Genomic DNA, 25,308 nt, shown 5'->3' on the forward strand with positions numbered 1-25,308 from the left:
GGGATTTATGTGTCGTTGGGTGGCCTATGTCGGTGCGCCGATTTTTCTTGAAGATGTTGTAACCTTGCCGGGCCATTCGTTGATTGCGCAAAGCCAGCATGCGACCGAGTGTAAAACCGCAACCAATGGCGATGGGTTTGGCCTGGCGTGGTATCAAGACCGCCCTAATCCGGGGCAATACCGCGATGTCTATCCCGCGTGGTCCGATCCAAACCTGCGGTCGATTTGTGAACAGGTGCGCGCCGGGGTTTTTCTGGCCCATGTGCGCGCCTCAACCGGGTCCGCGATCAGTCGCAACAATTGCCACCCTTTTGTGCATGACAATTGGAGCTTTATGCACAATGGGCAATTTGGTGGGTTTGAAACCTTTCGCAAACAAGCTGACATGGCGATCCCGGATGCGCTGTATTCCCACCGAAAAGGGGCGACAGACAGCGAGGTTTTGTTCCTTTTGGCGCTGGCCGAAGGGTTGGCTGACGACCCTATCGGTGGCTTGGCGCGCGCGGTGCATCGCCTGACAAAAATGTCCAAAGACACTGGCGAGGGGCCGCATTTGCGCATGTCCGTCGCCTTTTCTGACGGGCAAAAACTCTGGGCGGCGCGGGCCTCATCTGATCACATCACGCCCTCTGTGTATTATCGCTGGTCAAACAGTCGACAGGGCTGGGCGGTGGTCAGCGAACCGTTAGAGACAAATGAGGGCGACTGGACCGAATTGCCCGCCGGTTACATTGCGTGTTTCGACGGGGATCGCATCACCCTTACGGCCCTGAATATCGCACACGAGAGTGACTTGGTGGCATAGCGTCTATGGGGCCAGACATTGCGCTGGCCCCGGTTTCGCAAAGGGCTTTAAGATTGGTCCCAGTCGGGGCTGCGCTTTTCAATAAACGCCGAAATGCCCTCGGCGGTGTCGCGGTACATCATATTTTCCACCATCACCTCACCGGTAAAAGCATAGGCGTCTTCAAGGCCCATTGTGGCCTGATCGTAAAAGGCGGATTTGCCGATTTTCACAGCGGCCCCCAGTTTTGAGGCAACTTTCGTGGCAAGCGCCATGCTGGTTGCGTCAAGATCATCATGTGGGACGACGTGGTTGACCAACCCCAGTTCTGCGGCGCGCGTGGCTGAAATAAATTCCCCTGTGGTGAGCATTTCAAACGCCAGTTTGCGCGGGATATTGCGGGTCAGCGCCACCATCGGGGTAGAGCAGAAAAGACCGATGTTCACGCCGTTCACGCCAAACCGCGTGCCCTCGGCCGCGACGGCCATATCGCAAGAGGCCACCAGCTGACAGCCCGCCGCGGTGGCGATGCCGTGGGCTTGGGCGATCACCGGTTGCGGCATCCGCGTGATGGCCGTCATCAGGTTGCCGCAGCGTGTGAACAAATCTTTGAAATAGGCCTTGCCGCCATCCTCTGATTGGCGCGCGGCGGTCATTTCTTTCAGGTCGTGCCCTGCGCAAAACACCTTGCCGGCGCCCGACAGGATCACCGCCCGAATGGTTGGATCAGCGGCGATTTTGTTTAGCTCCGCATGAAGTGTATCCAACATCTCATCCGACAGCGCATTCAACGCCTTGGGGTTGTTCAGGGTCAGTTTCGCAATTGACGCAGCGTCTTCGCGGATCAGAATCGGGTCTGCCATCTTGTCCTCCGGGTGGTTTGCCGGTCACGATAGGGCCATTGGCGCATTTGCCAAACAGGAATGAAAAAGAACGCAGCGTGACAAGCTGTGAGACAGGGGGAGCGAGGGATATGCAGTTGAAAATGTCGCGTGAGGCGTTGCAGAGCTTCATGGAAGGTGAGTTTCCGCAGGTCGCGCCGGATTTCGAAGTGGCGGATGTCGCCCCGATGGAAATCACCGTTCGCACGCGGATTGGCGACAAGCATTTGCGCCCCGGCGGCACGGTGTCGGGGCCGACGATGTTTGCCCTCGCCGATGTCTCGATCTACCTTGCGATTTTGGCGATGATTGGCCCCAAGGCGCTGGCTGTGACAACCAATTGCTCGATTGATTTCATGCGAAAGCCCCGCGCCAATGCCGATCTGATTGCACATGCTAAATTGCACAAATTGGGCCGCGTTTTGGCGGTGGGTGACGTGTTGATCCATTCCGAAGGGGATGACGCGCCTGTGGCCCGCGCCAGTTTGACCTATTCCATTCCGCCGGAACGAGGCTGAACGCCCTTGACCCGCCAAGCGCAGCCGGGCAGGTCTGAAGGGAAAGGGATTATGACCAAAAGGGGGGCATTATGTCCGAGCAGGCCACAGAGCAGGAATTTTCCAAACTCGCGCATTTTCCGGTGACATTCTTTGCCATTGTCATGGGGCTGATGGGCATGACGCTTGCGCTTCATGCGGGCGCGCCGGCGTTTGCCTGGATGGCGGCGGCCTCGTCGTTGCTTTGGCTGATTTCGGCCAGTGTCATGGCGATTGTATCGCTGTTTTATCTGGCAAAATGCCTGCGCTATCCGGGTATGGTTGCGCAGGAATGGCATCACCCGGTGAAATTGGCGTTTTTCCCGACCATCACCGTGTCGCTATTGCTTTTGGCCACCGCGACCTATGCCCATGCGCCGGAATTGGCTGAGTGGATCTGGCTGGTCGGCGTGGTCGGGCAGGGGGTGTTGACCATCGCTGTGGTCACCGGGTGGATCTCGCACCGCTCGTTTGAAGTGGGGCATTTGACCCCCGCTTGGTTCATTCCGGCGGTGGGCAATGTGATTGTACCGGTTTTAGGTGCGCGCATTGGGTACATTGAGATTTCATGGCTGTTTTTCTCAGGCGGGATCCTCTTTTGGATCATCCTGCTGACCTTGGTTATGAACCGTTTGATCTTTCACGACCCCATTGTGGCGCGTTTGTTTCCCACGATGATGATCCTGATTGCCCCGCCTACGGTGGCGTTTATCGCTTATGTGGGCATGACCGGCGAGGTGGATGGCTTTGCGCGTGTTCTAATGAATGCGGGCTATATTTTTGCGGCCCTTGTGTTGGCACAGGTGCCTCGGCTGGTGAAATTGCCCTTTGCACTGAGTTGGTGGGCGCTGAGTTTCCCCTTGGCGGCTCTGGCGATTGCCTCATTCCGCTTTTCGCAATTGGACGGTTCACGCGAGCATCAAACCATTGCGGTGATTGTGCTTGGGGTTTTGACCTTGGTGATTGCGGGGCTGATTGTGCGGACATTTCAGGCCATTTTGCGTGGTGAGGTTTGTCAGCCCGAGTGATTATGGGTTTATTCTAAACGTTTAAGCAAAAAAATGGCCGGGGTTTCCCCCGGCCCAGGAAGGGGTGACGTGTTGGTGTCAGTGCCGCCAGAACGGTTTTTCCGCTTCTGTTTCAGCCTTCGCTTTGATGACGCCAATATCCTTCAAAATATGGTCCGGTAGATGTCGCAGTGCCGCGCGCATTTTGCGTCGTTCCGACCATTGGGTGAGGGTCACAGCCACAAATACCGCAAATTCTGCCACAGCCGGAATCGAGGCGTGCGCATTGAGAAAGGCGATCCGGTCTTGCCGGTAAGTCGTGTTGTGATCCATCGTGATCTCCAGTATTGTATTGATACAAAGTGACGGGTGTGCCAATAGTGAATTGATACAAACGAGTCGCGCTTTACACAATTGGAACATTGTTATGGATACAATATTTTCAGACCCAAACCTGGCAGACCGTTTTTTGGGCGGACAGGGGCCGAAGTATAAACAACTTGTGGAGGGGCTGACCCAGGCCATCTCTCACGGGGATGTTCCAGAGCGGGCCAAGCTGCCGCCCGTGCGCGATCTGGCGTGGGCGTTGAAAATTACGCCGGGCACCGTGGCGCGCGCCTATACAATCCTGTCGAGCGAGGGGTGGGTGGCCACAGAAGTGGGCCGTGGTACCTTTGTGCGCCCAGCTGCGGAACGAGCAGCACGGGTGCAATCTGTGACCCCCATGAAACATCTTCCCATGGGGCAAACCGCTGCATTGTTGCAAAAAGTTGAGAAGGAACGCGGCGGTGCGTTCCTCTATGCCCCGCGTTTGCCGGATGTCGGGCAAGTGAGCATCATTCGCGAGGCGATGATGGCGGCCAGCACCTTGCCGGATCTGAGCTTGCTGAACTATCCGCATTTCAGTGTTCAGGCCCCGTTGCGGCAAATCATTCACAGCGAAATGCGCGCCGAAGAGCGGGCGGCGATTGATCCGACTTGCATTGTCATGACCAATGGTGGCCAAAACGGTATTATGCTGGCGATGCAGACGTTGCTGTCTTTGGGGGCGGGCACGGTTCTGGTTGAGCAGCATTCTTATCCCGGTCTGCGCCGGGCGGTGGAATTGCTCGGCGGGCGCGTTGTGGCGGTTCCGATGGACCAAGATGGCATCGACCCCGACGCGCTTGAACGTATTGCGCGGGCTGAAAATGCGCGTCTGTTGTTCACCATGCCCGAGGCGCATAACCCGACCTGTACCGTCACCAGCAATGCGCGGCGCGAGCAGATCGCAGCGGTGGCCCGGCGCATCGGTTTACATCTGGTGCAGGATGATTGTTACCGCGTTGGGGTGCCGCATGGGCCGACCTATCGGCGGCTGTTGCCAGAGCAATCCTGGTACATCTCATCCCTGTCAAAAACCGTGTCCCCTGCGTTGCGGGCCGGCTATGTGATCACGCCCAAAGGCTGGTCAAAAAAACTGCGCCGCGTGGTGGATGTCAATTATTACGGTGTGTCGATGCCGATGGCCGAGATCGTCTATCAGGTGTTGGCCCATCCAGACATGCCACAGGTGATCGCCAATATGCGCCAAATGGTGCGCGATTATGTTGAGGTCGCCGTGAATGTTCTTGGGCGGTTTGACCTTGGTTGGAGCCATGATGTCCCGTTTCTATGGCTGCATCTGCCGTCCGGTTGGCGCGCCTCTGCTTTTGTGCAGGCGGCCGAGGCACGCGGTATTCGGGTGCGCCCCGGCGAAGATTTCAGCCCGCGCGAGGGCCCATCGGTGCATGCGGTGCGCTTATCTGTGAATGGGCAGATGTCGCTTGACCGCTTTCGGGCTGTTTTGGTGGAGATTGGCGAAATGCTGGACAATCCCCCCGAAAGCATCAGCGCCTAGCTGTGTGATTGGGTGTGGATTCTTATCCGGGGCCTTTAAACATCCGTGTGAATTGGGGGAAAACCGCGGTGAGGAGTGGGGTAAAATAATACCATATTTGCAAGTCATTGAAAACATAGGTTTAAATGTGAATAACTGTGCTTGACCAGACGCCAAATATCACTAGAAACAGCCCATCCGAAACCCAATCAGGGCTGAACAAATGAAAACCTTCTCTGCAACGCCTGCAGATATCGAAAAAAAATGGATCATCATCGACGCCGAAGGCGTTGTTCTTGGCCGTCTTGCATCGATCATCGCAATGCGTCTTCGTGGCAAACATAAAGCCACATTCACACCGCACATGGACATGGGTGACAATGTCATCGTGATCAACGCGGACAAAGTACAAATGACCGGCAAGAAGCGCACCGACAAAGTGCACTACTGGCACACCGGTTACCCGGGCGGCATCAAGTCGCGTACAGCCGGTCAGATCCTTGAGGGCAAATACCCTGAGCGTCTGTTGACCAAAGCTGTACAGCGCATGCTGCCAGGCGGCAAACTGAGCCGTCAGCAGATGACCAACCTGCGCGTATACGCTGGCACCGAGCACGGACACGAGGCGCAAAGCCCCGAAGTGCTGGATGTCAAATCCATGAACCCGAAAAACACGCGTGAGGGCTGAGCATGTCTGAAGAAGTCAAATCGCTCGAAGAGCTGAACGCCGTTGTTGAAGGTACCGATGTTGTTGTTGAGGTTGCCGCTCCTCGTGAGCCGGTCCGTGACGAACTGGGTCGTGCCTATGCCACCGGTAAACGTAAAGACGCTGTTGCACGCGTTTGGATCAAGCCTGGTTCCGGCAAAGTTGTCGTAAACGGCCGTGATGTGAACGTCTATTTTGCACGCCCCGTTTTGCAAATGATCCTGCGTCAGCCGTTTGAGGTTGCCGGTGTTGTTGGCGAATTCGACGTCTATGCCACCGTTAAAGGCGGCGGTCTGTCGGGCCAAGCTGGTGCTGTGCGTCACGGTGTGTCGAAAGCTCTGCAGCTTTATGAACCCTCACTGCGCGCTGCGTTGAAAGCCGCTGGCTTCCTGACACGCGACAGCCGTGTTGTAGAACGTAAGAAATACGGTAAGCGCAAAGCGCGTCGTTCGTTCCAGTTCTCGAAGCGCTAATTTACGCTTTCAAAGAATTTGTAAAAGGGCTGCCATTTGGTGGCCCTTTTCATATTGCGGGGGGGGCTGGGATGCCATATATCAGCCCACAAGCACCCGTAGCTCAGCTGGATAGAGCGCTGCCCTCCGAAGGCAGAGGCCACACGTTCGAATCGTGTCGGGTGCACCATTCCCCTCTCAGGTCTAAGTGACCGTTTTCGTCAGTGAGATTTTCGTTGGCGCGATTTTCGTCAGTGCTATTTTCGTCGGTGCGATTTGCGTCAGTGAAATTTGCGTCATTGCGGCAAAACAATGTGACACCGCGTGGGCCGCGCCCCAAAAACGCACAAAGGGCAAAGAGGCCGGAACCGCGATGTTCCTTTCCCAATGCCCTTTCCGTAAGCGCGTCCCGGATGAGGGTTACCCCAGCACCTCTTTTACGGCGTCAACCGCAACTGAAACCACTTGATCCACGTCGCCCTTAGTAATGCACAGCGGCGGGGCAAAGCCAATAATGTCGCCTTGGGGCATGGCGCGCGCGATCACATCGCGTTTGGCCATGGCCGCGGAAATCGCTGGGCCGACTTTGCGGGCGGGGTCAAAAAACGCTATTGGCGACGTGGTGTGCGCGAATTCAACAGCACACATCAACCCTTCGCCGCGAACCTCAGCAACATGGGGGTGATCCTCCAGTGCGGTGGCCAGTTCAGACCGTAGATAGGCCCCCATGTTTCCGGCATTTTCCACAAGGCCCAGCGCGTCGATCAACTGCAAATTGGCGACCCCCGCGGCTGCACCGATGGGGTGGGCGGAATAGGTCCACCCATGCCCAATAGGGCCGTTCTCGTCAGTGCCCCGTTCCAAAACATCCCACATTTTCTTGGATACGATAGATCCGGAGAGAGGCGCGTAGGCAGAGGTTAAGCCCTTGGCAATCGTGATCAAATCTGCCTCTAAGCCGTAGTGTGTTGATCCCATCATGCTGCCCAGGCGACCGAATCCCGTGACCACCTCGTCGACGATTAACAGGATGTCATATTTCTTCAGCACCGCCTGAATGGCGGGCCAATACCCTGCGGGTGGGGGCACAATACCGCCAGTTCCAAGGACAGGTTCACCGATAAAGGCTGCGATGGTGTCGGGGCCTTCGGCAAGGATCATGGCCTCAAGCTTTGCGGCGCAATCGGCGGAGAACGCTTCTTCGGTCAGGTCTGGATCACGACGGCGCAAATAATACGGCGCTTCGGTATGTATGACCTGGCTCAGCGGAAGATCGAATTTGTTGTGAAACAGCTCAAGCCCCGTCAATGACCCCGTCATTAACCCCGACCCGTGATAGCCGCGCCAGCGCGAGATAATCTTTTTCTTCTCAGGACGTCCGAGGATGTTGTTGTAATACCAGACCAATTTTATGTTGGTCTCGTTGGCATCCGACCCGCTTTGGCCAAAATAGACCTTGGACATATTGGCCGGTGCGCGATCAAGGATCATTCTGGCAAGCGTGATTGATGCCTCGGTGCCATGGCCGACATAGGAATGGTAATAGGCCAGCTCATGCGCCTGTTTTGCGATGGCATCCGCTATTTCCGACCGCCCATAGCCCACATTCACACAGTAAAGCCCGGCAAAGGCATCGAGCATCCTGCGCCCATCCCTGTCGGTGATATGTACACCCTCGCCGGAGGTTATGACCCGCGTCGGCGTCTCGCCGCGGGCATGTTGCGCCAAATGGGTTGAAGGATGAAAAAACGTATCGCGGTCCCATTGTGCCAAAGTGTCATTGGTCAGCGTGTCATTGGTGAGCATAAGTGTTTCCTATAGGTCGATTTGGGCCAAAACCGCTAGGCAATCACCATGTTGGATCAAGCCCTTGGCATGGCGAGTGACCAAAACTCCGTGGGTTTTGGCGTGAATGTCGATGGCGGGGTGGCCGGTGTGTTGGGTGTTCCAGATCCGCGCAATCAGATCGCCTTTGGCCACATCGGCCCCCAAGCCATGCCGATATTCGATCATGCCGTCCGCGGGAGAAAAGTGAAAACACCCCGGATCATTTTGCGTCAACATGCGGCTGGGGGCGTGGTCGGGCACCCCAGATAATACCCCCGCGTGGATCAGGACATTGCGCAAGCCTTTGCGGGCAATTGCAACTGTTTCAGGCGTGGTTGTCGCCCCACCGCCGAGTTCGGTCGTCACAAAGGTTTTGCCCATCCGTTCGGCCGCATCATCATACATGCCCATGCTGTCAATCTCGACCATATCGAGCGAAAACGGGGCGTTGAACGCATCGCGCGCGGCCCGGCACCGCGCCTCTTGATCTTTGTCTTCAAGGATATGCGAGGCGGCAAACGGCAGGAAATCGAGCGTGCCACCACCCGAGTGAAAATCAAGAACCAGATCCGCCAAGGGAAGCAGATGTCGTTGAAAATAATCAGCAATCTTCTCTGTCACCGTGCCGTCAGGTCGCCCTGGAAAGGCGCGGTTCATATTGCCCTTGTCGATCGGTGATGTGCGGGTGCCAGACGCGAAGGCGGGCATGTTCATAAACGGTACGATGATCACCCGGCCGGACAGGTCCTTGGCGCACACCTGATTGGCAAATTCAACCAAGGCCAAGGGGCCTTCGTATTCGTCGCCATGATTGGCCCCGGTCACCAGAACCGTTGGTCCGTCACCATTTTTTGCCACAGTGATTGGGATCATAATGGCCCCCCATGCACTGTCATCGCGCGAGTGGGGGAGCTGTAGATGACCGTGCTGTACGCCATCCGCCTCTAGATCCACCGAACATGAAATGGGCGAGGGCCGCATCACAGTTTCACCGCCAATTCTGCGGGCGTGTTGCACAGGTTCTCGGCGCCGGTTTTGGTGATTAACACAGGTTCGGTGATTTCGATCCCGCCATCATCCAACCACAGCGCGGGCATGAAATGAAAGACCATGCCGGGTTCCAGAACCGTCCGGTCCCCTTTGCGCAACGAGAAGGTGCGCTCGCCCCAATCGGGCGGATACGAGAGCCCGATAGAATAGCCCGCGCGGCTGTCTTTCTCAAACCCCAAGCGGTTCAAGGTGGCGTTAAATGCGTTGGCGATATCTTCGCAGAAGTTGCCGGGTTTGGCCTGTGCCATGCCGGCGCTGACGGCCTCCAGAACAGCGTTTTCAGCTTTGCGGTATTTCGCGGGCGGTTCGCCCAGAAACAAAGTGCGCGACTGGGGGGCGTGATAGCGTCGATGCACCCCTGCAATCTCAAAAAACGTTGCCTCGCCCTTTTCCAACGGGCTGTCATCCCAGGTTAAATGTGGCGCAGTGGCGTCGGCACCAGAGGGGGCCAGCGGCACAATTGACGGGTAATCGCCCCAATGCCCATCGGCCCCAGTGATGCCAGCGTGATAGATATCCGCCACCAAATCGTTTTTTCGCACCCCCGGCTCTGCGCGTTCGCGGATCGTTTTATGCATCTTTTCAACGATTTTCGCGGCACGGCGCAGATAGGTGATTTCGGTTTCGGATTTCACGGATCGTTGCCAATTCACCAGCCCATTTGCGTTGATAACCCGCGCCAAGGGGAGCGTTTCAACCAAGGACAAATAGGCGGCGGCGGTAAAATAGTAATTGTCGAGTTCTAATCCGATGTTTTTGCTGTGCCAGCCATGCTGGGCAAGCAGCATGGACAGATCCTCCATCGGGTGTTTCTCGGGGTTTTGAACATAGCTGTCGTCATAGCCGTGAATATGGTCATGCCCCATAAACACCGTGCGCTTTGCCCCTAATGCATCCATGGCACGCCCCCACCAGATGGGGGGGCCGTCTGGTCCCAAGATCACCGCTTGATGCACGTAAAACGACCAGCCCTCATACCCCGTCAACCACGCCATATTTGCGGGATCTGTGACAATCAAAACGTCAATTTCTTTGGCCTGCATTGCGGCACGGGTCTTTGCGATCCTGGCTTCATATTCAGCGGTGGAAAATGACAGATTTGGGGACTGGTTTGGTGTCATATGCGTATTTCTTTCGAGGGTCAGGGTGGAAAACGCGCGCGTACGCCTAGGAATATCCTACCAAGCGCGGCTGGTTATTTGATGTGAATACTGTCAGTGTATGCAGGAATAATGCAAATATGAGGCAAAGATGGGCAATCCGCGCGCGTTGGATAAAATAGACCGAAAAATCCTTCATGAGATTCAGTTGAACAATCAACTTACCTCTGTTCAACTGTCTGAAAAAGCAGGGCTGTCACCAACATCGGCGCAACGGCGCCTAAACAGGCTGCGCGCAGATAAAATCATCGAAAGCGATATTGCGGTCGTTTCAAATGCCGCGGTGGGGCGCCCGCTGACCTTGATTATTTCGGTTCAATTGGAACGGGAACGGTCCGATATCATTGATCACTTCAAGAAATCAGTGCGAAATGAAGCCATCGTCATGAGCGCATTTTATGTGACCGGAGACACGGATTTCATCCTGATCATCGCGGCCAAAGATATGGCTGAATACGAAGAGTTCACGCGACATTTTCTATACGATAACCCAGACATCAAAGGGTTCAAAACCACCGTGGTCATGGACCGGATCAAGGCCTCGTTTTATGTCCCACCATGGGATTGAGGGTATGTCAGAGCAGGGGCGATGAACGGTTCACCGCCCCAAATGACCGCATAAGATTAATACGCGTTCATGGTCAAAAGTTCATATTCCGCAACCAATTCAGCATCTTGGTTGGTTAAGGTCACATGCCAACGGACCTCGCCATATTCCTCTGTGCGACGGGTTTTGGCTTTCACCGTCAGGCGCACATTGATCGCATCGCCCGCCTCAACCGGTTTCATAAAGCGCAGATGATCAAGCCCGGTATTGGCCAGAACCGGCCCTTCGTTGGGTTCCACAAACAGTCCGGCCGCAAAGCTGAGGAGCAGATAACCATGCGCCACACGCCCCGGAAAAAACGGGTTTCGCTTGGCCGCGGCATCATCCATATGGGCGTAAAACGTATCGCCCGTGAAATTGGCAAAGGTTTCAATATCATCCAGCGTCACGGTGCGCGGCGCGGTGTGTAATGTCTCACCAATCGACAGCTCGCCAAACGTGCGGGTGAACGGATGCGCAGGGGCTTTGATCTCGGTGGATCCCGGCACCCAGCGGTTGCCAATGGCGGTCAGAATGTCCGGGCTGCCTTGGATCGCGGTGCGCTGCATGTAATGCAAAACACCACGCACGCCACCCATTTCCTCGCCGCCGCCTGCGCGACCGGGGCCGCCATGCACCATATGGGGCAGGGGGCTGCCGTGGCCGGTGCTTTCTTTCATTGACGTCGCATTGTTGAAATAAAGCCGTCCGTGAAAGGCCCCCGCACCCAAGGCCATCTCGCGCGCCACATCCCCTGACGCGGTGATGACCGAGGCCACAAGCGACCCGTTGCCCTTATTGGCAAGCGCGATGGCGTGTGGAATGTCGCGGTAGCCCATGATGGTGGAGACAGGGCCAAAGGCTTCGGTCTCATGCACAATCGTCGCGCTGTCCGGCGCATCGCAACAAAACAACATCGGGGCCACAAAGGCCCCTTCAGACAGATCCCCAGACAGGCCCGTCTGATCAGGGTCACCGTAAACGCGGCGACACTCGCTTCCGATCATTGCAGCTTTTTCCAACACGTCCTGTTTTTGCGCAACGGACACCAAGGCGCCCATTCGTGTGGCTTTGTCACGCGGGTCGCCTATCACCGTTTGATCCAGCTTCGCCGACAGGGCGGAAATCACATTCTCAACCTGCGCGTCTGGCGCAATGATCCGGCGAATGGCGGTACATTTTTGCCCCGCTTTGGTGGTCATTTCGCGGTGGATTTCCTTGATGAACAGATCAAATTCCGCGCTGTCTTTTGTGATGTCCGGCCCCAAAATCGACGCGTTTAAACTGTCTTGTTCCGCCACAAAACGGACCGAGTTTTTCAGGATGTTCGGATTGGAGCGCAGCAGGCTGGCGGTGGCGGCGGAGCCTGTAAAGCTGACCACATCCTGTGATCCCAACCGGTCCAGAAGATCGCCGGTGCCGCCCGAAATAAGCTGCAGCGCCCCTTCGGGCAAGATCCCACTGTCGAGCATGACCCGAACGGCGGCCTCTGTCACATAACAGCTTGCCGTTGCGGGTTTCACGATGGCGGGGACACCCGCCAAAAGGGTTGGTGCGAGCTTTTCCAACATGCCCCAAACAGGAAAGTTGAAGGCGTTGATATGAACTGCAACCCCTTGTAATGGCGTGGCAATATGCATGCCTAAGAATGTTCCATTGCGCGAGAGCTGTTCAATGTCGCCGTCGATATAAATGTCACCATCCGGCATTTCACGACGGCCTTTTGAGGCAAAGACAAACATCGTACCCACGCCGCCATCAATGTCGATCATATGGTCCGATTGGGTGGCCCCTGTGTCAAAGCTCAGATCATAAAGGGCTTGCTTGTTGGCGCCCAAATGCGTGGCAAGTGCCTTGAGCATCTTGGCACGATCATGGAACCCCATTTTGCGCAGGTTCGGCCCGCCCACATTGCGGCCATGGTCCAACATCGCCTGCATATCAATCTCGGCGCCGCCAGCTTCGGCGATTTTCAGGCCGGTGATGGCTGATGCGATGGGGCGGGCGTTTGCGCCGGGCGCGACCCAACTGCCAGCGGCAAAGCTGGAGATTTTCATAACACTCATCGGACACTCCTTATGGGCGTAGGTCAGGGGCAGGCATTAATGGGCAGTCAGCCCGAGGGTTTCAAGCTGAGCTGAGGCGGTATTTGTCCAATCTTCGCGCAGCTCTGCATTGGTGGAATGGCGCAGGCCAAAAGCCGCAAGTTGACTGGCGCGGGTGGAGTGATCCAACCCAAAACTGGCCGCCACACGCGGCCACCAATAGGCGACAGAGGCGTTGAGGGCCGCGCGGTCTGCGCCTTGTTTGATCAGGTGTTGGATGCCTTCGGCGGCCAGCTCTGTATGGCGGGCCTCAACGGGGGCAATGGCGCGAAAGGCTTCGGCCAGCGGGGTGTAAGAGACGCGCGAAAATTCTTTCAGCTGCACGCCAACGGCAAGCCCCATCAAAAGGTTCATCACCACGGCGTCTTGCCAGCTTTCCAGCGGGTAATTGAACACTGAAAGGCGCATGTCAGATTGGGTGCGTGTGGCGCCAATGTCCGCATCCCGCGCCAAGCGATCCGTCCACGGGTGGTGATTGGCATAGCGCTTGGTATCAGCGCCAAACGCGCCCATGATCTGCAACACCTTGTCGGCGCTGTCGGTCTTTTCAAGCACAATTTTTGCCGCCGCAATACGTTCTTTGATGCCGGGGCCTTGGTTGATGATGTCGGCAAACCCGGCGGCACCAGCCAGTTCGCTGTCAACAAATGTGGCCATCAGGCGCATCAGTTCGGCGCGGTAACGTGCCGGGACATTGCTTGGATTTGTCAGCTGGCCACCTTGGGCCAAATAGTCGGTGATGCTCATCTCGCTCATGACATTTCTCCCTAACGTGTTGTTTATTGGTCGTAATCCACGACAACCTTGTCAGATTTTGCAAAGGCCTGACAGGACAGCACATAGCCTTTGTCGACCTCGTAATCCTCAAGTGCGTGGTTTGTGGCCATATCGACCTCGCCTTCGATCACCTTGCAGCGGCAGGTTGAACAGACCCCGGCCTTACAGGCGTATGGCGCGTCCAATTGATTGGCGAGGGCCGCGTCAAGGATCGAGGTGTCCGCGTCCATTTTGATGGTTCGGCTCGAGCCGTCGATGGTGATCACCGCCTCGGTGCCAGCACCAGAGGCTTTGGTTTTTGAGGTGGCTTTCTTGGCGGCCCGCCCCGGTTGGGCCGAGGCAAACAGCTCAAACTTGATCTGCGCGTCGTCAAGCCCGTGATCGCGCAGCGCCTTGGCAATGCCCAGCATCATCGGCTCTGGTCCGCAGATAAACGCGGTGTCTATCGAGGCGATATCGATCCATTGCTGAAACAGCAGCGCGCATTTTTCTTCTGTCACCAAACCGGTGAAAAGGTCAATTTCCTGCGCGTCGCTTTCCAGAATATGGATCACCGTAAAGCGGCCCATATAGGTGTTTTTCAGGTCTTCAAGCTCTTCTCGGAACATGATCGTGTTCACGGATTTATTGGCGTAGACCAGCGTGAAGTCTGAATTGGGCTCGCGCGCCAAGGTGGTTTTGATGATCGACAAGACGGGTGTGATGCCCGATCCGCCCGCAAAGCCGAGATAGGATTTGGCGGCGGTCTGGTCGATGGGGGTGAAGAAATTGCCCATCGGTGGCATCGCTTCGATCACATCGCCCGTGGTCAGGTTTTCATTGGCCCAGGTGGAGAACGCCCCACCATCCACGCGTTTGATACCGACCTGTAAAACGCCGTCATCTTTGCCCGCGCAGATCGAATAAGACCGGCGCAATTCCTGCCCGTCAAAGTCGCGCCGAAAGGTCAGATATTGCCCTTGGACAAAATCAAACGCCGCGGGATCATCGGGTTTTAACGTCACAACCACCGCATCGCGGATGGTTTTTTGAATATCGGTCACAGTCAGAGCGTGAAAGCGCGCCATCGGTCTCTCCTAGATGCACTTGAAATAATCAAAGGGTTCAAGACAGCTTTTGCATCGCCAAAGCGCCTTGCAGGGGGTGGAGCCAAACTGGCTGGTCTTTTCCAGATCATGCCCGCCGCAATTGGGGCAGCGGTCTGGCTGACCTTTGGGCGAGGGGGGGGCAATGCCAAACTTCTCAAGCTTTGCGGCCCCTTTTTCGCTGAGCCAATCGGTGGTCCAGGCCGGTGAAAGCTGTTGGTGCAACGACAGCCTTTTGATCCCACGCTCGCGCAACGCGGTTTCGATGTCTTGGTTGATAATGCGCGTCGCAGGACAGCCGGAATAGGTTGGGGTGACGGTGATCTTAAGCGCGTCACCAGCATCAGTTTTCACCCATTCCACATCCCGAATAATGCCCAAATCGACCAATGAAATCACGGGGATTTCCGGGTCGGGGACTTGATCAAGCCAGCCCCAAATGGTGTCCGTTGACGGGGTCGTCATTACCAGGTTGCTCCGGGATAGGCCCGTTGCAGCCACTGCATTTGGGTCAGCATATGGCCCAGATGTTCGGTGTGCATATAGCCGGTGCGCCCCCCTTTATGGGTGAATTTCGACGCGGGAACGGTCAGCGTGGCCTCCGTAAGCACCCGTTCGATCAGCGCATCATAGGCGTCGCGCAAGCTGGCGGGATCGGGCGCAATACCGGCGGAAACCATTGCCGCGTCCACATCGTCGCTTTCAAAAAGCTCCCCCACATAGGGGTAAAGCAGGTCCAGTGCGGCTTGCATTTTGGCGTGACTTTCTGGCGTGCCGTCGCCCAGCCCAACAACTGTGCCTGCTGAACGCTCAACGTGATAGGCCACTTCTTTTGACGCTTTTTCGGCGATATCTGCCACACGCTTGTCGGTGGAGGTCATCAAATGCCCCAACATGATCGAGGCCCAGGCATCAAACAGAAACTGGCGCATCAGGGTTTGGCCAAAGTCACCGTTTGGCAGTTCCACCAGCAGCACATTGCGAAAATCCCAAACGTCGCGCAGAAATGCGAGGTCATCAGCCGTGCGTCCTTTGCCTTCCACCTCGCCAGCCAGACCCAGCCAAAACTGGGTTTGTCCAATCATATCAAGGGCCGTATTGGCCAGCGCGATGTCCTCTTCGAGCACCGGCGAGACCCCACACCATTCGCTGACCCGATGGCCCAACACCAAGGTGTTGTCGCCCATCCGCAGCAAAAACTGAAACAGAGCGTCCTGATCCTGCATCACATGTGCCCCACGTCTTCTGGAATGTCGAAAAAGGTCGGGTGGCGGTACACCTTGGAATTGGATGGCTCGTAAAGCGGGCCTTTTTCCTCGGGGGAAGAGGCGGAAATGTGTTTGGCTTCGACCACCCAGATCGACACGCCTTCGTTGCGGCGGGTATAGACGTCGCGGGCGTTTTTGATCGCCATTTCTTCGTCAGGGGCGTGCAGTGAGCCGACGTGGCGGTGGCTCATGCCGTGCTGACCACGGATGAAAATTTCCCATAGGGGCCATTCTTTAGACATGGTGTCTCTCCTTATTCAGCGCTTATTCAGCGGCTGTCATGGCTTGTTTTCGGGCGGCTTTCTTGTCGGCGTGGGCCATCAAACCCTCGCGGACCCAAGCGCCATCTTCCCAAGCTTTGATGCGTGTGTTCATACGATCTGTGTTGCAGGGGCCATTGCCCTTGATCACGTCAAAAAACTCGGACCAATTGGGGTCAGAGTAATCATGCGCCCCGCGTTCCTCGTTCCATTTCAGATTTTCATCGGGAATGGTCAGGCCAAGGTATTTGGCTTGCGGCACGGTCTGATCGACAAAGCGCTGGCGCAGCTCATCATTGGTGTCGATCTTGATTTTCCACGCAAGGGACTGCGCTGAATGCACGCTATCCTTATCCGACGGGCCGAACATCATCAGCGATGGATACCAAAGACGGTTCAGGGCATCTTGCGCCATTTTCTTTTGTGCATCCGTGCCTTGCGCCATCTTCATCATGATGTCGTAGCCTTGGCGCTGGTGAAAGCTTTCCTCTTTACAGATGCGGATCATCGCGCGGCTATATGGCCCGTAGGATGTGCGTTGCAGTGGCACCTGGTTCATGATCGCCGCCCCATCCACAAGCCAACCCACTGCGCCAATGTCAGCCCAGTTCAGCGTGGGGTAATTGAAGATGGACGAGTATTTCATCCGGCCCGACAAAAGCTCTTCTGTCAGCTCATCGCGGGTCACACCAAGGGTTTCAGCGGCGCAGTAGAGGTACAGACCATGGCCCGCCTCATCCTGCACTTTTGCCAGCAAAATCGCCTTACGCTCCAACGTGGGCGCGCGGGTGATCCAATTGCCCTCGGGCAGTTGGCCGACAATCTCAGAGTGGGCATGCTGGCCGATTTGGCGGATCAGGGTCGCGCGGTAATCATCCGGCATCCAATCCTTGGGCTCGATCTTTTGGTCGGCATCCACGCGATTTTGGAAATCCTGTTCGTTTTCAGACATTTCCTCGCGAGACTTCACGCCAGATCCTGCGGTTTTCACCAACTGTGCATACATCGTCAGATCCTTTCCAGAATAAGGGCAACACCCTGTCCAACGCCCACACACATGGTGCAAAGCGCATATCGCCCGCCTGTGCGTTTGAGTTGATAGGCGGCGGTCAGCACCAGTCGCGCACCGGACATGCCAAGGGGATGCCCCAGCGCAATGGCGCCACCGTTTGGGTTCACATGGGGGGCGTCATCCGCCAGCCCCAATGCGCGCAAGCTGGCCAGACCTTGGGCCGCAAACGCTTCATTCAGTTCAATCACATCCATGTCGTGAATGCCAAGCCCGGCCTTGGCCAGCACCTTTTGGGTGGCGGGCACGGGACCAATGCCCATGATCCGCGGGGCCACGCCCGCCGCTTGCATCGCGACCACACGCGCCATTGGTTTCAGACCGTTTTTGGCGGCTGCGGCTTCCGATGCGATGATCATCGCGGCGGCACCATCGTTCACGCCAGAGGCGTTGCCTGCGGTCACGGTTTTGCCGGGGCCATTCACGCCGCGCAGGCCGGACAGTTTTTCGGCGGATGTGCCCGGGCGGGGGTGCTCGTCCGTGTCGACCACAATAGGATCGGTTTTGCGCTGCGGGATCTCTACCGGGATGATCTCATCCGCAAAATGGCCAGCCGCATGTGCCGCCGCCCAACGGGCTTGGCTGCGGGCGGCAAAGGCGTCTTGGTCGGCACGGTTTATCCCGTAGTCTACTGCAACATTGTCAGCGGTTTGTGGCATGCTGTCGGTGCCATGCATCGCATCCATCGCCTTATTCACAAAACGCCAACCGATGGTGGTGTCATAGACGGCATTGGCGCGCGAAAAGGCGTTTGTGTGCTTGGGCATCACGAAGGGCGCGCGGCTCATGCCTTCGACGCCGCCAGCGATGCAAAGGTCATAATCGCCCGCTTTGATCCCGCGTGCGGCCATGCCCACGGCGTCCATCCCCGAGGCGCATAAGCGGTTCACGGTGGTGCCGGGGACATCAGTGGGAAGCCCCGCGAGCAGGGCGGCCATGCGCGCCACATTGCGGTTGTCTTCGCCCGCTTGGTTGGCGTCGCCATAGATCACATCGTCGATGCTGGCCCAATCTACATTTGGATTGCGCGCCATCAGGGCTTTGATCGGCAAGGCCGCCAAATCATCCACACGCAGCTGCGAAAGCCCCCCGCCATAGCGCCCAATCGGCGTGCGTACAGCGTCGCAAATGAAAGCCTCCATTTGATCCTCCCAAGATCCAAGAGTGCCGGAGTATTCCCGACCGTCTGGTCAATAGTACGTTCAGAGGGGCGATACGGCAAGAACATTTATAAAAAAAGGCGCAGACCATTGACCGGCGTTTGGTGACAAAAAACATCGGATTTGTGATCTGCAAAGACGGATTGACCAAGCCAGGCAGGTTCATTTGCCCTATTGCTTTGATTATGCGAAATTTCTTTGATGTCTTTTGCATAATGCAACGATATGTGCTAAAGTTGTGTGGTGCAGGAGAGAGTTCAATTTGCGCCTGCACGTTGCAGAGTTCATCCGTGAGTTTAGACAGTTTCGTCAATCTTTGTGAGCTTTGAAAGGCTTCGATACTCAATGTCTGCATCTTCTGATCATAAGAGCCCGCGTGAGATCTATGGCATCTTTTCTGCCAATCTACAGCAACTGATATCGCGTAGGTCGACATCCGTGGCGCAAGCCTGTCGGGATCTTGGCATCAATCGCACTCAGTTCAATCGGTATCTTTCGGGCCAGGCGAGCCCTCGGCCAGACGTCTTACACAAAATCTGCTCTTATTTTGAAACCGATGCCCGCGTGTTGCTCACGCCACTTTGCGAGATTGAGGACAGCCCAGATACGCGGGCGCAGCGGTGGTTGGTTGACAGCCCGTTTCGGAAATTCGTGCTGCCGCGTGATGATCAGTTGCAACTGAAAGTGCCGCTTCGCGTCGGCATTCACCGGTATTGGCAGCGATCGGCGCTGCACAAAGATTGGGTGAACAGCTGTACGATGCGGATTTTCAAACTGGGTGATGTCACGGTTTTTCGGGCCTTTGCCGACCCCGGGCGCGATAAAGTTGACGTCGCCGGACCGCGCCAGCGGCAACCGGAAATCCGCGGCTTTTTTCTGTCACAAGTTGACGGTGTTGCGCTGGTCTCGTTTCAGGGGGAAAGCCATCGGATCAGTATCAGCTATTTGACCAGCATGCTGACCGCGGGCAATACTGTCTATCCTGGGATTGTGATGGTCACTCGGCCGGAAATTTCGGGCACCACGCGTGTTGCGCGTTGCGCATTGGAGTTCCTCCCCCAAGGGCCGGGGCTTTTGTCGGCTTTGCGCGGCCGGGGCGGTCGAAAGGTAACGGAGCTTCCAGACTATCTGTCTCATGGTCTGCGCGGTAAGGTCAGATAAACCTACATTGCCAACAATGAGAGCCATCCCCAAGCGGTGACAATAGAGGCCACCGTGGCAACCAGAACCGCCGTGGCCGCGGCACGTTTTGCCACGCCATAAAGATTGGCAAACACATAGGCGTTGACGCCCGGTGCCATGCTGGCGGTGATGATGGCGGATCGGAACGGCGCCTCTTCCAAACCGACAAAACGGCCCACACCCCAGGTCACAGCGGGATGCAGGATCAGTGAAACCGCGCAGATATAGGCCACTGTTTTCACATCCCCCTCGGGGCGATACCGATAAAGCACGCCGCCCAACCCAAACAAAGCCGCGGGGATTGCTGCGCGGGCGATAAGTTCAAAGGCATCGGTGACAACAAGCGGCATTGGAATGGCACTTAGGTTCACCACAAATCCCAAGATGATCGCAATCACCAATGGGTTTCGGGACATAGAACGCGCAAACCCCTTGAGAGCGGCGCCAATTCCATTGCCCTGCGACTTGGCAATCTCCATCGCCATCACACCGATCACATAACAGGTGGGGGCATGGATCGAAATAATCGCAAAGTTTGGCCCCAAGGCATCGGATCCAAAGGCGCGTTCAGTGATGGGAAGGCCCAGCAAAAGCGAGTTTGAGAAGAGCGTGACAAAGCCAATCGCCACGGAATCCATCCAGGGGCGGCCAAACAGATATCGCGCGCCCAGAAGACCCGCAAAGAAACCGGAAACCGCGCCAGTATAAAAACTGACCAGAAGCTTTGGGTCAAAGCTGCGCCCCAAATCCAGCCGCGAAATGGCCAAAAACAACAGGATTGGCACCGCGAGATTAGTGGCGAAATACATCAACCCCTCAACCGCGTCTTTGCTGATCAATTTGGCCCAAGTGGCCAGCCACCCAATGCCGATGACCAGAAAAACCGGCAAGATAACTTCGATCAGCGCGCTCATCTACGGCTCAAAACTGATGGTCATCCCATCATAAGCGGCCAGAACGTGATCGGGTGTTTCCGCCTCAACCGTCGCATGATCAAGGTCGATGTGCATATTGGTGATAATGCCCTGTTTGGCGCCCACGCGGGCAAACCATTCAAGCGTCTTGTCCAGATGGAAATGGGTTGGATGCGGGGTATAGCGCAGTGCGTCCAGCACAAAATAGTCCAGCCCCTGAAGGGCGGCGGTGGCGTCTTCGGGAATGTCGCTCACGTCAGGAAGATAGGCAAGATTGCCGATGCGAAAACCAAGCGCGTCGATATTGCCGTGCTCCACCTCAAACGGGGTCAACCGGATTGCCCCCCCCGCGCCGTCAATCACAACGTCACCGTCAATGGTGTGCAGATCCAAAATGGGCGGATAGCTTGAGCCTTCGGGTTGCACAAAAGCATAGCCAAAACTTGACATCAGTGATTGTTGCGTGGCGCCATCCGCCCAAACAGGTAAGCGTTGGCGCATGTTATAAACGATCATGCGCAGGTCATCGATCCCATGCATATGGTCCGCATGGCTGTGGGTATAAAGCACCGCATCCAAGGTGCCCACCTCCGCCGCCAACAGCTGATTTCGCATGTCGGGTGAAGTGTCGATCAACACCCGCGTGACGCCACCATCGTCCCCGGTGCGTGTGACCAAAGCCGAGCATCTGCTGCGGCGGTTTTTTGGGTTCTGCGGATCGCAAGCCCCCCAATGTCCGCCAAGACGCGGCACGCCGCCAGAGGATCCGCACCCCAAAATGGTGAACTCAATGCGGGCCATCAGGCGGACGCCTCATATTGGGCAGCCTTTTGAAACACGCGATCAAAATTGGCTTGGGTCTGGGCGGCAAAATCTTCATAGCTCAGCCCAAAAACCTCGGCGCCCACCTTGGCGGTGTGGGCGGAATAGGCGGGTTCATTGCGTTTGCCGCGAAAGGGGGGCGGGGCCAGATAAGGCGCGTCGGTTTCCACCAAAATACGGTCCACCGGGGCCGCGGCAAAAATATCGCGCACCTCTTGGCTGCGCGGAAAAGCAGCGATGCCCGACATCGACAGATAAAAGCCAAGATCAATCGCCGTGCGCGCCAGATCTGCGCCCGAGCTAAAGCAATGCATGATGCAATCAAATGCACCGGCTTTGTGGGCGTCCGTTAATATCCGCGCCATATCCTCATCCGCATCGCGCGAATGAATGATCAGTGGCAGGCCCGTTTGGCGCGCGGCTTCGATGTGGATCAGCAGGCTTTCTTGCTGCACCGCTTTGCTGTCCGCGGTGTAGTGGTAATCAAGCCCGGTTTCGCCGATACCAACAAACTTGGGATGCGCAGCGAGGGCGACAAGATCGTCCACCGTGACCATTGGTTCATCCGCAGCACTCATTGGATGGGTGGCAGCGGCAAAAAACACAGGGGCATATTTTTCTGCAATATTCTGTACTTGCGAGAGGTTCTTCATCTTTGTGCAAATGCTGACCATCCGGGTCACCCCTGCGGCCTGCGCACGTTCAATCACGGCGTCAAGCTCGCCCTCGAAATCGGGAAAATCTAGGTGACAATGGCTGTCGGTAATCTGCGGAAGGTTCATTGCATTACTCTTCAAGGGCATTTGAAATTGCGCCAAAGCGCATGTGTTATGCGGCCAATTTGGCGGCGGTGTCATTCATCTTAAAAACCATATCAAGGATCAGCGCGGCGGGGTCAAGATTGACCGCTTGCCCATGTCCGGCACGGGCCGACAAGTCTTGCTGTAATTCCGCCCATTTGCGCGCGGCATGTGGTTGCGAGGAAAGGCGGTTAAAAAGGGCAAACTCGCCCTCGGCGGCCTCAACCCTTGGGGCAACTCCTGCGCCAAAACGCGCCATACGGGCCAGAAACAGGTCCATCAAGCGCAAGGTCAGGTCAAATTTTGCCGCATTTGCCTTGCCCACACAGCCATCGGCCATCTTTAATGCACGCGGGCGGTCGTAATTGGGCGACGAGCGGAAGCAACTCACCAATTCCTGATAAATTCCCAACCCGTTTAGGTTCAACATCCGCAACGCTTCGCCCACCGACCCACCGGCAAGTTCGCCAAGTTTTTGTGTTTCATCCGCCGAGGGGGTTTCGTCCAAACTGGTCATAATCTGGCTCAGGTCGTCGGGGCCCAAAGGCGCCAGCCGCAATTCGCGACAGCGCGACCGGATCGTGGGCAACAGGCGCGAAGGCTGATGGCTGATCAACAGCAAAATCGCGCCTTCGGGCGGCTCTTCCAACAGTTTCAACAGCGCGTTGGCCGCAGAGTTGTTCATCTCGTCGGCGGCATCAACAATCACAACACGACGGCCACCACCGGCTGAACTGAGCGCAAAAAAGCTTTTCAGCTTGCGCACTTCATCCACAGTAATGTCCTGTTTGTGGCGCTTTAGCTTCTCATCCCAAGGGCGGCGCAGCAGAAACAGGCCCGGATCAGACATGGCATTCACGCGGCGCGAGATTGGGTTTTCCGCTGGTATATCAAGGTTTTGTGGGGCAGGGGCCGCAAACATTCCCCCGTCATCAGCTGGGGTTGCCAGCAAAAATCGCGCCAACCGCCACGCCAAAGTGGCTTTGCCAATGCCACGCGGGCCGGTGATCAACCAGCCATGATGCAGGCGATCGGAACTGAAGGCCTCTAGAAACGCATTTTCGGCGCTGTCATGGCCGACGAGGCGGGCGGCCTCACGGGGATGGGGGACGCCTTCGATTTGGTCGGATTCAGGGATGTCGTCGTAACTTGCGCTCATGATTGCGGCCCATGCGTAAGCGCCTCGTTTGCAAGGGCAAGCACGTCTTTTGCCACGTCCAGCACGTCCCGGTTTCCGTCGACCAAACGGATCCGATCTGGCGCATCCTGGGCGAGGTTTAGGAACCCTTGGCGCATCTGACGCTGAAGATCGGCGCCGAAATCCTCAAACCGTTCTTCAGTGCCGCCGCGCCCTTTGGCACGCGACAAGCCCATGTCGGGATCCATATCAATAAGGAATGTCACATCCGGTTCGCGCCCAATCATCAGATCGTGCAGCGCATCCACAGTGGCGCGCAAATCCCCCGATCGCATGCCTTGATACATACGTGTGCTGTCCGCAAACCGATCGGTAATGACAATTTTGCCATCCGCCAACGCGGGATTGACCAGACGTTCCATATGATCGCGCCGGGCGGCGGTGAAAAGCAGCAATTCAGTCTCGGCAGACCAGCGGTCCGGATCCCCCTGAAGTACAAGCGCGCGGATTTCTTCGGCACCCGGGCTGCCACCGGGTTCGCGCGTGAGAACCACATCATGGCCAGCATTTTCCAACGCTTCGGCCAGTAATTTGGCTTGTGTCGATTTTCCGGATCCGTCGATGCCTTCAAAGCTAATAAACAAGCCAGCCATCAGTTGGTGACCACCGTCGCTGTCGCCGAGGCCCCCGCAGGGGCGGTCACCGCAGTCGGCATGGTTTCAGGCCCGATCACTTTGCTTATCAGCTGGGTTGCCGCCACGCCCATGCGCTTGGCAACCCCCGCCGCAGCAATGCCTTCTGCGGCCACCAGGGGAACGGTTGCATCCGGCAGGCCGGGACGTTCAATCACCATTTCTCCAAGCTGTTGGCCCTGTGCGATTGGGGCCTCAACTGGGCCGATCCAATTGACCTTGGCGCTTAATCCTTCGCGTTGCAGGGCTGGGACCAAAAGTGACACATCTTCGGTGGTGGTCAGGCCAACACTGTCTTTTGCGCCCAACCAAACGGGCACTTCTGCCACGCGATTTCCGGCTTTCATGGGGGTTTTTATGGCGAACTGGCGAAAGGCCCAATTTACAACGGCTTCCGCTTCTTCCGCACGCTCTTTGCCCGATGCCATGCCCGAAATCACAAAGACAACGCGTCGATTTCCTTGACGGGCAGAGCCCACCAAACCGTACCCTGCCTCTTGGGTGTGTCCGGTTTTCAGCCCATCGGCGCCGATGCCAAGCTTCAACAGCGGGTTGCGGTTAAAGCGATTGTCGGGCGCACGGTCTTTGTAGTGATATTCGGTCTGGCTGAAATAATGATAGTAATCGGGAAACTCCGTGATGATACGAGTTGCCAGAATTGCTAAATCTTTCATGGACATACGCTGTAATGGATGCGGCCATCCAGAGGCATTTCCAAAGCTGCTGTTGTCCATGCCAAGTGTTTTGGCACGCTCGGTCATCATCCGGGCAAATGCGTCTTCTGTGCCCCCCAACCCCTCGGCCACCGCGACACAGGCATCATTTCCAGATTGGACAATGATCCCTTGTATCAGGTCCTGAACCGTTGGGCGGTCAGATTTGCTGAGAAACATAGTGGAACCGCCCATGTCTTGGGCGCGTTGAGACACGCCAAAGGGGGTTTCCATGGTCACGCGACCGTCCGCCAAAGCCTCAAACAACAGATTGACCGTCATCAGTTTGGACATCGACGCAGGGGGCAGTGCCACATCGGCGTTTTTTTCCAAAAGCACCGTTCCCGTGGTCACATCCAGCACATAAGCGGAAGAGGCGCGGGTTTCAAAGGCCCGTGCGGGCAGGGTGGCAAGCAAGATCACCGAAGCGGTCAGGATCAGCGATGAAAGGATGCGAAAGCTCATATCAGGGATCC

Annotated in this window: 27 protein-coding genes and 1 tRNA gene; 9 read left to right on the forward strand and 19 right to left on the reverse strand. The window is 56.5% G+C overall.

Annotated elements, in window-relative coordinates:
* Nucleotides 1-7: 7 nt before the first annotated feature.
* Entirely contained in the window at nt 8-805 is a 798-nt protein-coding gene (locus tag KKW20_RS12755) for a class II glutamine amidotransferase (protein ID WP_214568289.1), read from the forward strand.
* A gap of 47 nt (nt 806-852) precedes the next feature.
* Here KKW20_RS12755 and KKW20_RS12760 read toward each other — a convergent pair whose 3' ends face one another.
* Nucleotides 853-1,647 (reverse strand): enoyl-CoA hydratase, encoded by a 795-nt coding sequence (locus KKW20_RS12760; RefSeq protein ID WP_214568290.1) that lies wholly within the window; start codon nt 1,645-1,647, stop codon nt 853-855.
* Between the two features lie 110 nt (nt 1,648-1,757).
* Here KKW20_RS12760 and KKW20_RS12765 point away from each other — a divergent pair, with 110 nt between their 5' ends.
* Both KKW20_RS12765 and KKW20_RS12770 read left to right on the forward strand, forming a co-directional pair.
* Nucleotides 1,758-2,183: a PaaI family thioesterase gene (locus KKW20_RS12765; protein WP_214568291.1), complete on the forward strand. Its 426-nt coding sequence runs from the start codon at nt 1,758-1,760 to the stop codon at nt 2,181-2,183.
* A gap of 71 nt (nt 2,184-2,254) precedes the next feature.
* A complete protein-coding gene (locus KKW20_RS12770; RefSeq protein WP_214568292.1) occupies nt 2,255-3,229 on the forward strand; it encodes an SLAC1 anion channel family protein in 975 nt (324 codons plus the stop codon).
* 78 nt (nt 3,230-3,307) lie between these two features.
* Here KKW20_RS12770 and KKW20_RS12775 read toward each other — a convergent pair whose 3' ends face one another.
* A complete protein-coding gene (locus tag KKW20_RS12775) occupies nt 3,308-3,541 on the reverse strand; it encodes a DUF1127 domain-containing protein (protein ID WP_214568293.1) in 234 nt (77 codons plus the stop codon).
* A gap of 94 nt (nt 3,542-3,635) precedes the next feature.
* Between KKW20_RS12775 and KKW20_RS12780 the strand changes: the two genes are divergently transcribed.
* From KKW20_RS12780 to KKW20_RS12795, 4 genes are all read left to right on the forward strand, one after another.
* Nucleotides 3,636-5,087, forward strand: coding sequence for an aminotransferase-like domain-containing protein (locus KKW20_RS12780; protein ID WP_214568294.1), 1,452 nt, complete (start codon nt 3,636-3,638; stop codon nt 5,085-5,087).
* A gap of 202 nt (nt 5,088-5,289) precedes the next feature.
* Nucleotides 5,290-5,754, forward strand: a complete 465-nt coding sequence (rplM, locus tag KKW20_RS12785; protein ID WP_214568295.1) for a 50S ribosomal protein L13 — start codon at nt 5,290-5,292, stop codon at nt 5,752-5,754.
* Nucleotides 5,755-5,756: 2 nt separating this feature from the next.
* Complete coding sequence (rpsI, locus tag KKW20_RS12790; RefSeq protein ID WP_214568296.1) at nt 5,757-6,245, forward strand: 30S ribosomal protein S9; 489 nt, start codon at nt 5,757-5,759, stop codon at nt 6,243-6,245.
* Between the two features lie 92 nt (nt 6,246-6,337).
* Nucleotides 6,338-6,414 (forward strand) — tRNA-Arg (locus tag KKW20_RS12795).
* A 230-nt stretch (nt 6,415-6,644) separates the two neighbouring features.
* Here the strand turns inward: KKW20_RS12795 and KKW20_RS12800 are convergent.
* From KKW20_RS12800 to doeA, 3 genes are read right to left on the reverse strand one after another with little or no spacing between them, the layout of a single operon-like run.
* Complete coding sequence (locus tag KKW20_RS12800; RefSeq protein WP_214568297.1) at nt 6,645-8,030, reverse strand: aspartate aminotransferase family protein; 1,386 nt, start codon at nt 8,028-8,030, stop codon at nt 6,645-6,647.
* A 9-nt stretch (nt 8,031-8,039) separates the two neighbouring features.
* Nucleotides 8,040-9,032 carry a N(2)-acetyl-L-2,4-diaminobutanoate deacetylase DoeB gene (gene doeB / locus KKW20_RS12805; protein ID WP_214568298.1) on the reverse strand — a complete coding sequence of 331 codons (993 nt, stop codon included), beginning with the start codon at nt 9,030-9,032 and terminating at the stop codon, nt 8,040-8,042.
* A complete protein-coding gene (doeA, locus tag KKW20_RS12810) occupies nt 9,032-10,222 on the reverse strand; it encodes an ectoine hydrolase DoeA (RefSeq protein ID WP_214568299.1) in 1,191 nt (396 codons plus the stop codon). The genes doeB and doeA overlap by 1 nt, the downstream gene beginning before the upstream one ends.
* Nucleotides 10,223-10,352: 130 nt before the next feature.
* Here doeA and KKW20_RS12815 point away from each other — a divergent pair, with 130 nt between their 5' ends.
* Complete coding sequence (locus tag KKW20_RS12815) at nt 10,353-10,829, forward strand: Lrp/AsnC family transcriptional regulator (RefSeq protein WP_214568300.1); 477 nt, start codon at nt 10,353-10,355, stop codon at nt 10,827-10,829.
* A gap of 56 nt (nt 10,830-10,885) precedes the next feature.
* Here KKW20_RS12815 and paaZ read toward each other — a convergent pair whose 3' ends face one another.
* From paaZ to pcaF, 8 genes are read right to left on the reverse strand one after another with little or no spacing between them, the layout of a single operon-like run.
* Entirely contained in the window at nt 10,886-12,913 is a 2,028-nt protein-coding gene (gene paaZ / locus KKW20_RS12820; RefSeq protein WP_214568301.1) for a phenylacetic acid degradation bifunctional protein PaaZ, read from the reverse strand.
* 36 nt (nt 12,914-12,949) lie between these two features.
* Nucleotides 12,950-13,708, reverse strand: coding sequence for a Phenylacetic acid catabolic protein (locus KKW20_RS12825; RefSeq protein WP_214568302.1), 759 nt, complete (start codon nt 13,706-13,708; stop codon nt 12,950-12,952).
* 23 nt (nt 13,709-13,731) lie between these two features.
* Entirely contained in the window at nt 13,732-14,796 is a 1,065-nt protein-coding gene (locus KKW20_RS12830) for a 2Fe-2S iron-sulfur cluster-binding protein (RefSeq protein ID WP_214568303.1), read from the reverse strand.
* A gap of 9 nt (nt 14,797-14,805) precedes the next feature.
* Nucleotides 14,806-15,279 (reverse strand): 1,2-phenylacetyl-CoA epoxidase subunit PaaD, encoded by a 474-nt coding sequence (paaD, locus tag KKW20_RS12835; RefSeq protein ID WP_214568304.1) that lies wholly within the window; start codon nt 15,277-15,279, stop codon nt 14,806-14,808.
* Nucleotides 15,279-16,040 (reverse strand): 1,2-phenylacetyl-CoA epoxidase subunit PaaC, encoded by a 762-nt coding sequence (gene paaC, locus KKW20_RS12840; RefSeq protein WP_214568305.1) that lies wholly within the window; start codon nt 16,038-16,040, stop codon nt 15,279-15,281. The genes paaD and paaC overlap by 1 nt, the downstream gene beginning before the upstream one ends.
* On the reverse strand, nt 16,040-16,324 hold the full coding sequence (paaB, locus tag KKW20_RS12845; protein WP_214568306.1) for a 1,2-phenylacetyl-CoA epoxidase subunit PaaB: 285 nt from the start codon (nt 16,322-16,324) through the stop codon (nt 16,040-16,042). The genes paaC and paaB overlap by 1 nt, the downstream gene beginning before the upstream one ends.
* Nucleotides 16,325-16,346: 22 nt before the next feature.
* Entirely contained in the window at nt 16,347-17,348 is a 1,002-nt protein-coding gene (gene paaA, locus KKW20_RS12850) for a 1,2-phenylacetyl-CoA epoxidase subunit PaaA (RefSeq protein ID WP_214568307.1), read from the reverse strand.
* Nucleotides 17,349-17,350: 2 nt separating this feature from the next.
* On the reverse strand, nt 17,351-18,553 hold the full coding sequence (gene pcaF, locus KKW20_RS12855) for a 3-oxoadipyl-CoA thiolase (RefSeq protein ID WP_214568308.1): 1,203 nt from the start codon (nt 18,551-18,553) through the stop codon (nt 17,351-17,353).
* A gap of 363 nt (nt 18,554-18,916) precedes the next feature.
* On the opposite strand from pcaF, the gene KKW20_RS12860 reads away from it, so the two are divergent.
* Entirely contained in the window at nt 18,917-19,732 is an 816-nt protein-coding gene (locus KKW20_RS12860) for a helix-turn-helix domain-containing protein (RefSeq protein WP_214568309.1), read from the forward strand.
* Between the two features lie 2 nt (nt 19,733-19,734).
* Here the strand turns inward: KKW20_RS12860 and KKW20_RS12865 are convergent, their stop codons facing one another.
* The 6 genes from KKW20_RS12865 to KKW20_RS12890 are packed head-to-tail and all read right to left on the reverse strand — an operon-like array spanning nt 19,735 to nt 25,297.
* Nucleotides 19,735-20,667 (reverse strand): AEC family transporter, encoded by a 933-nt coding sequence (locus KKW20_RS12865; protein ID WP_214568310.1) that lies wholly within the window; start codon nt 20,665-20,667, stop codon nt 19,735-19,737.
* Complete coding sequence (locus KKW20_RS12870) at nt 20,668-21,468, reverse strand: MBL fold metallo-hydrolase (RefSeq protein WP_214568311.1); 801 nt, start codon at nt 21,466-21,468, stop codon at nt 20,668-20,670.
* Nucleotides 21,468-22,271, reverse strand: coding sequence for a TatD family hydrolase (locus KKW20_RS12875; protein ID WP_214568312.1), 804 nt, complete (start codon nt 22,269-22,271; stop codon nt 21,468-21,470). Before KKW20_RS12875 ends, KKW20_RS12870 begins: the two co-directional genes overlap by 1 nt.
* Nucleotides 22,272-22,317: 46 nt before the next feature.
* On the reverse strand, nt 22,318-23,448 hold the full coding sequence (locus KKW20_RS12880; protein WP_214568313.1) for a DNA polymerase III subunit delta': 1,131 nt from the start codon (nt 23,446-23,448) through the stop codon (nt 22,318-22,320).
* Entirely contained in the window at nt 23,445-24,080 is a 636-nt protein-coding gene (gene tmk / locus KKW20_RS12885) for a dTMP kinase (protein ID WP_214568314.1), read from the reverse strand. Before tmk ends, KKW20_RS12880 begins: the two co-directional genes overlap by 4 nt.
* On the reverse strand, nt 24,080-25,297 hold the full coding sequence (locus KKW20_RS12890) for a D-alanyl-D-alanine carboxypeptidase family protein (protein WP_214568315.1): 1,218 nt from the start codon (nt 25,295-25,297) through the stop codon (nt 24,080-24,082). The genes tmk and KKW20_RS12890 overlap by 1 nt, the downstream gene beginning before the upstream one ends.
* Between the last annotated feature and the right edge of the window lie 11 nt (nt 25,298-25,308).

Origin of the sequence: Aliiroseovarius lamellibrachiae, from assembly GCF_018599245.1 — a bacterium.
GTDB classification, from domain to species: domain Bacteria; phylum Pseudomonadota; class Alphaproteobacteria; order Rhodobacterales; family Rhodobacteraceae; genus Aliiroseovarius; species Aliiroseovarius lamellibrachiae.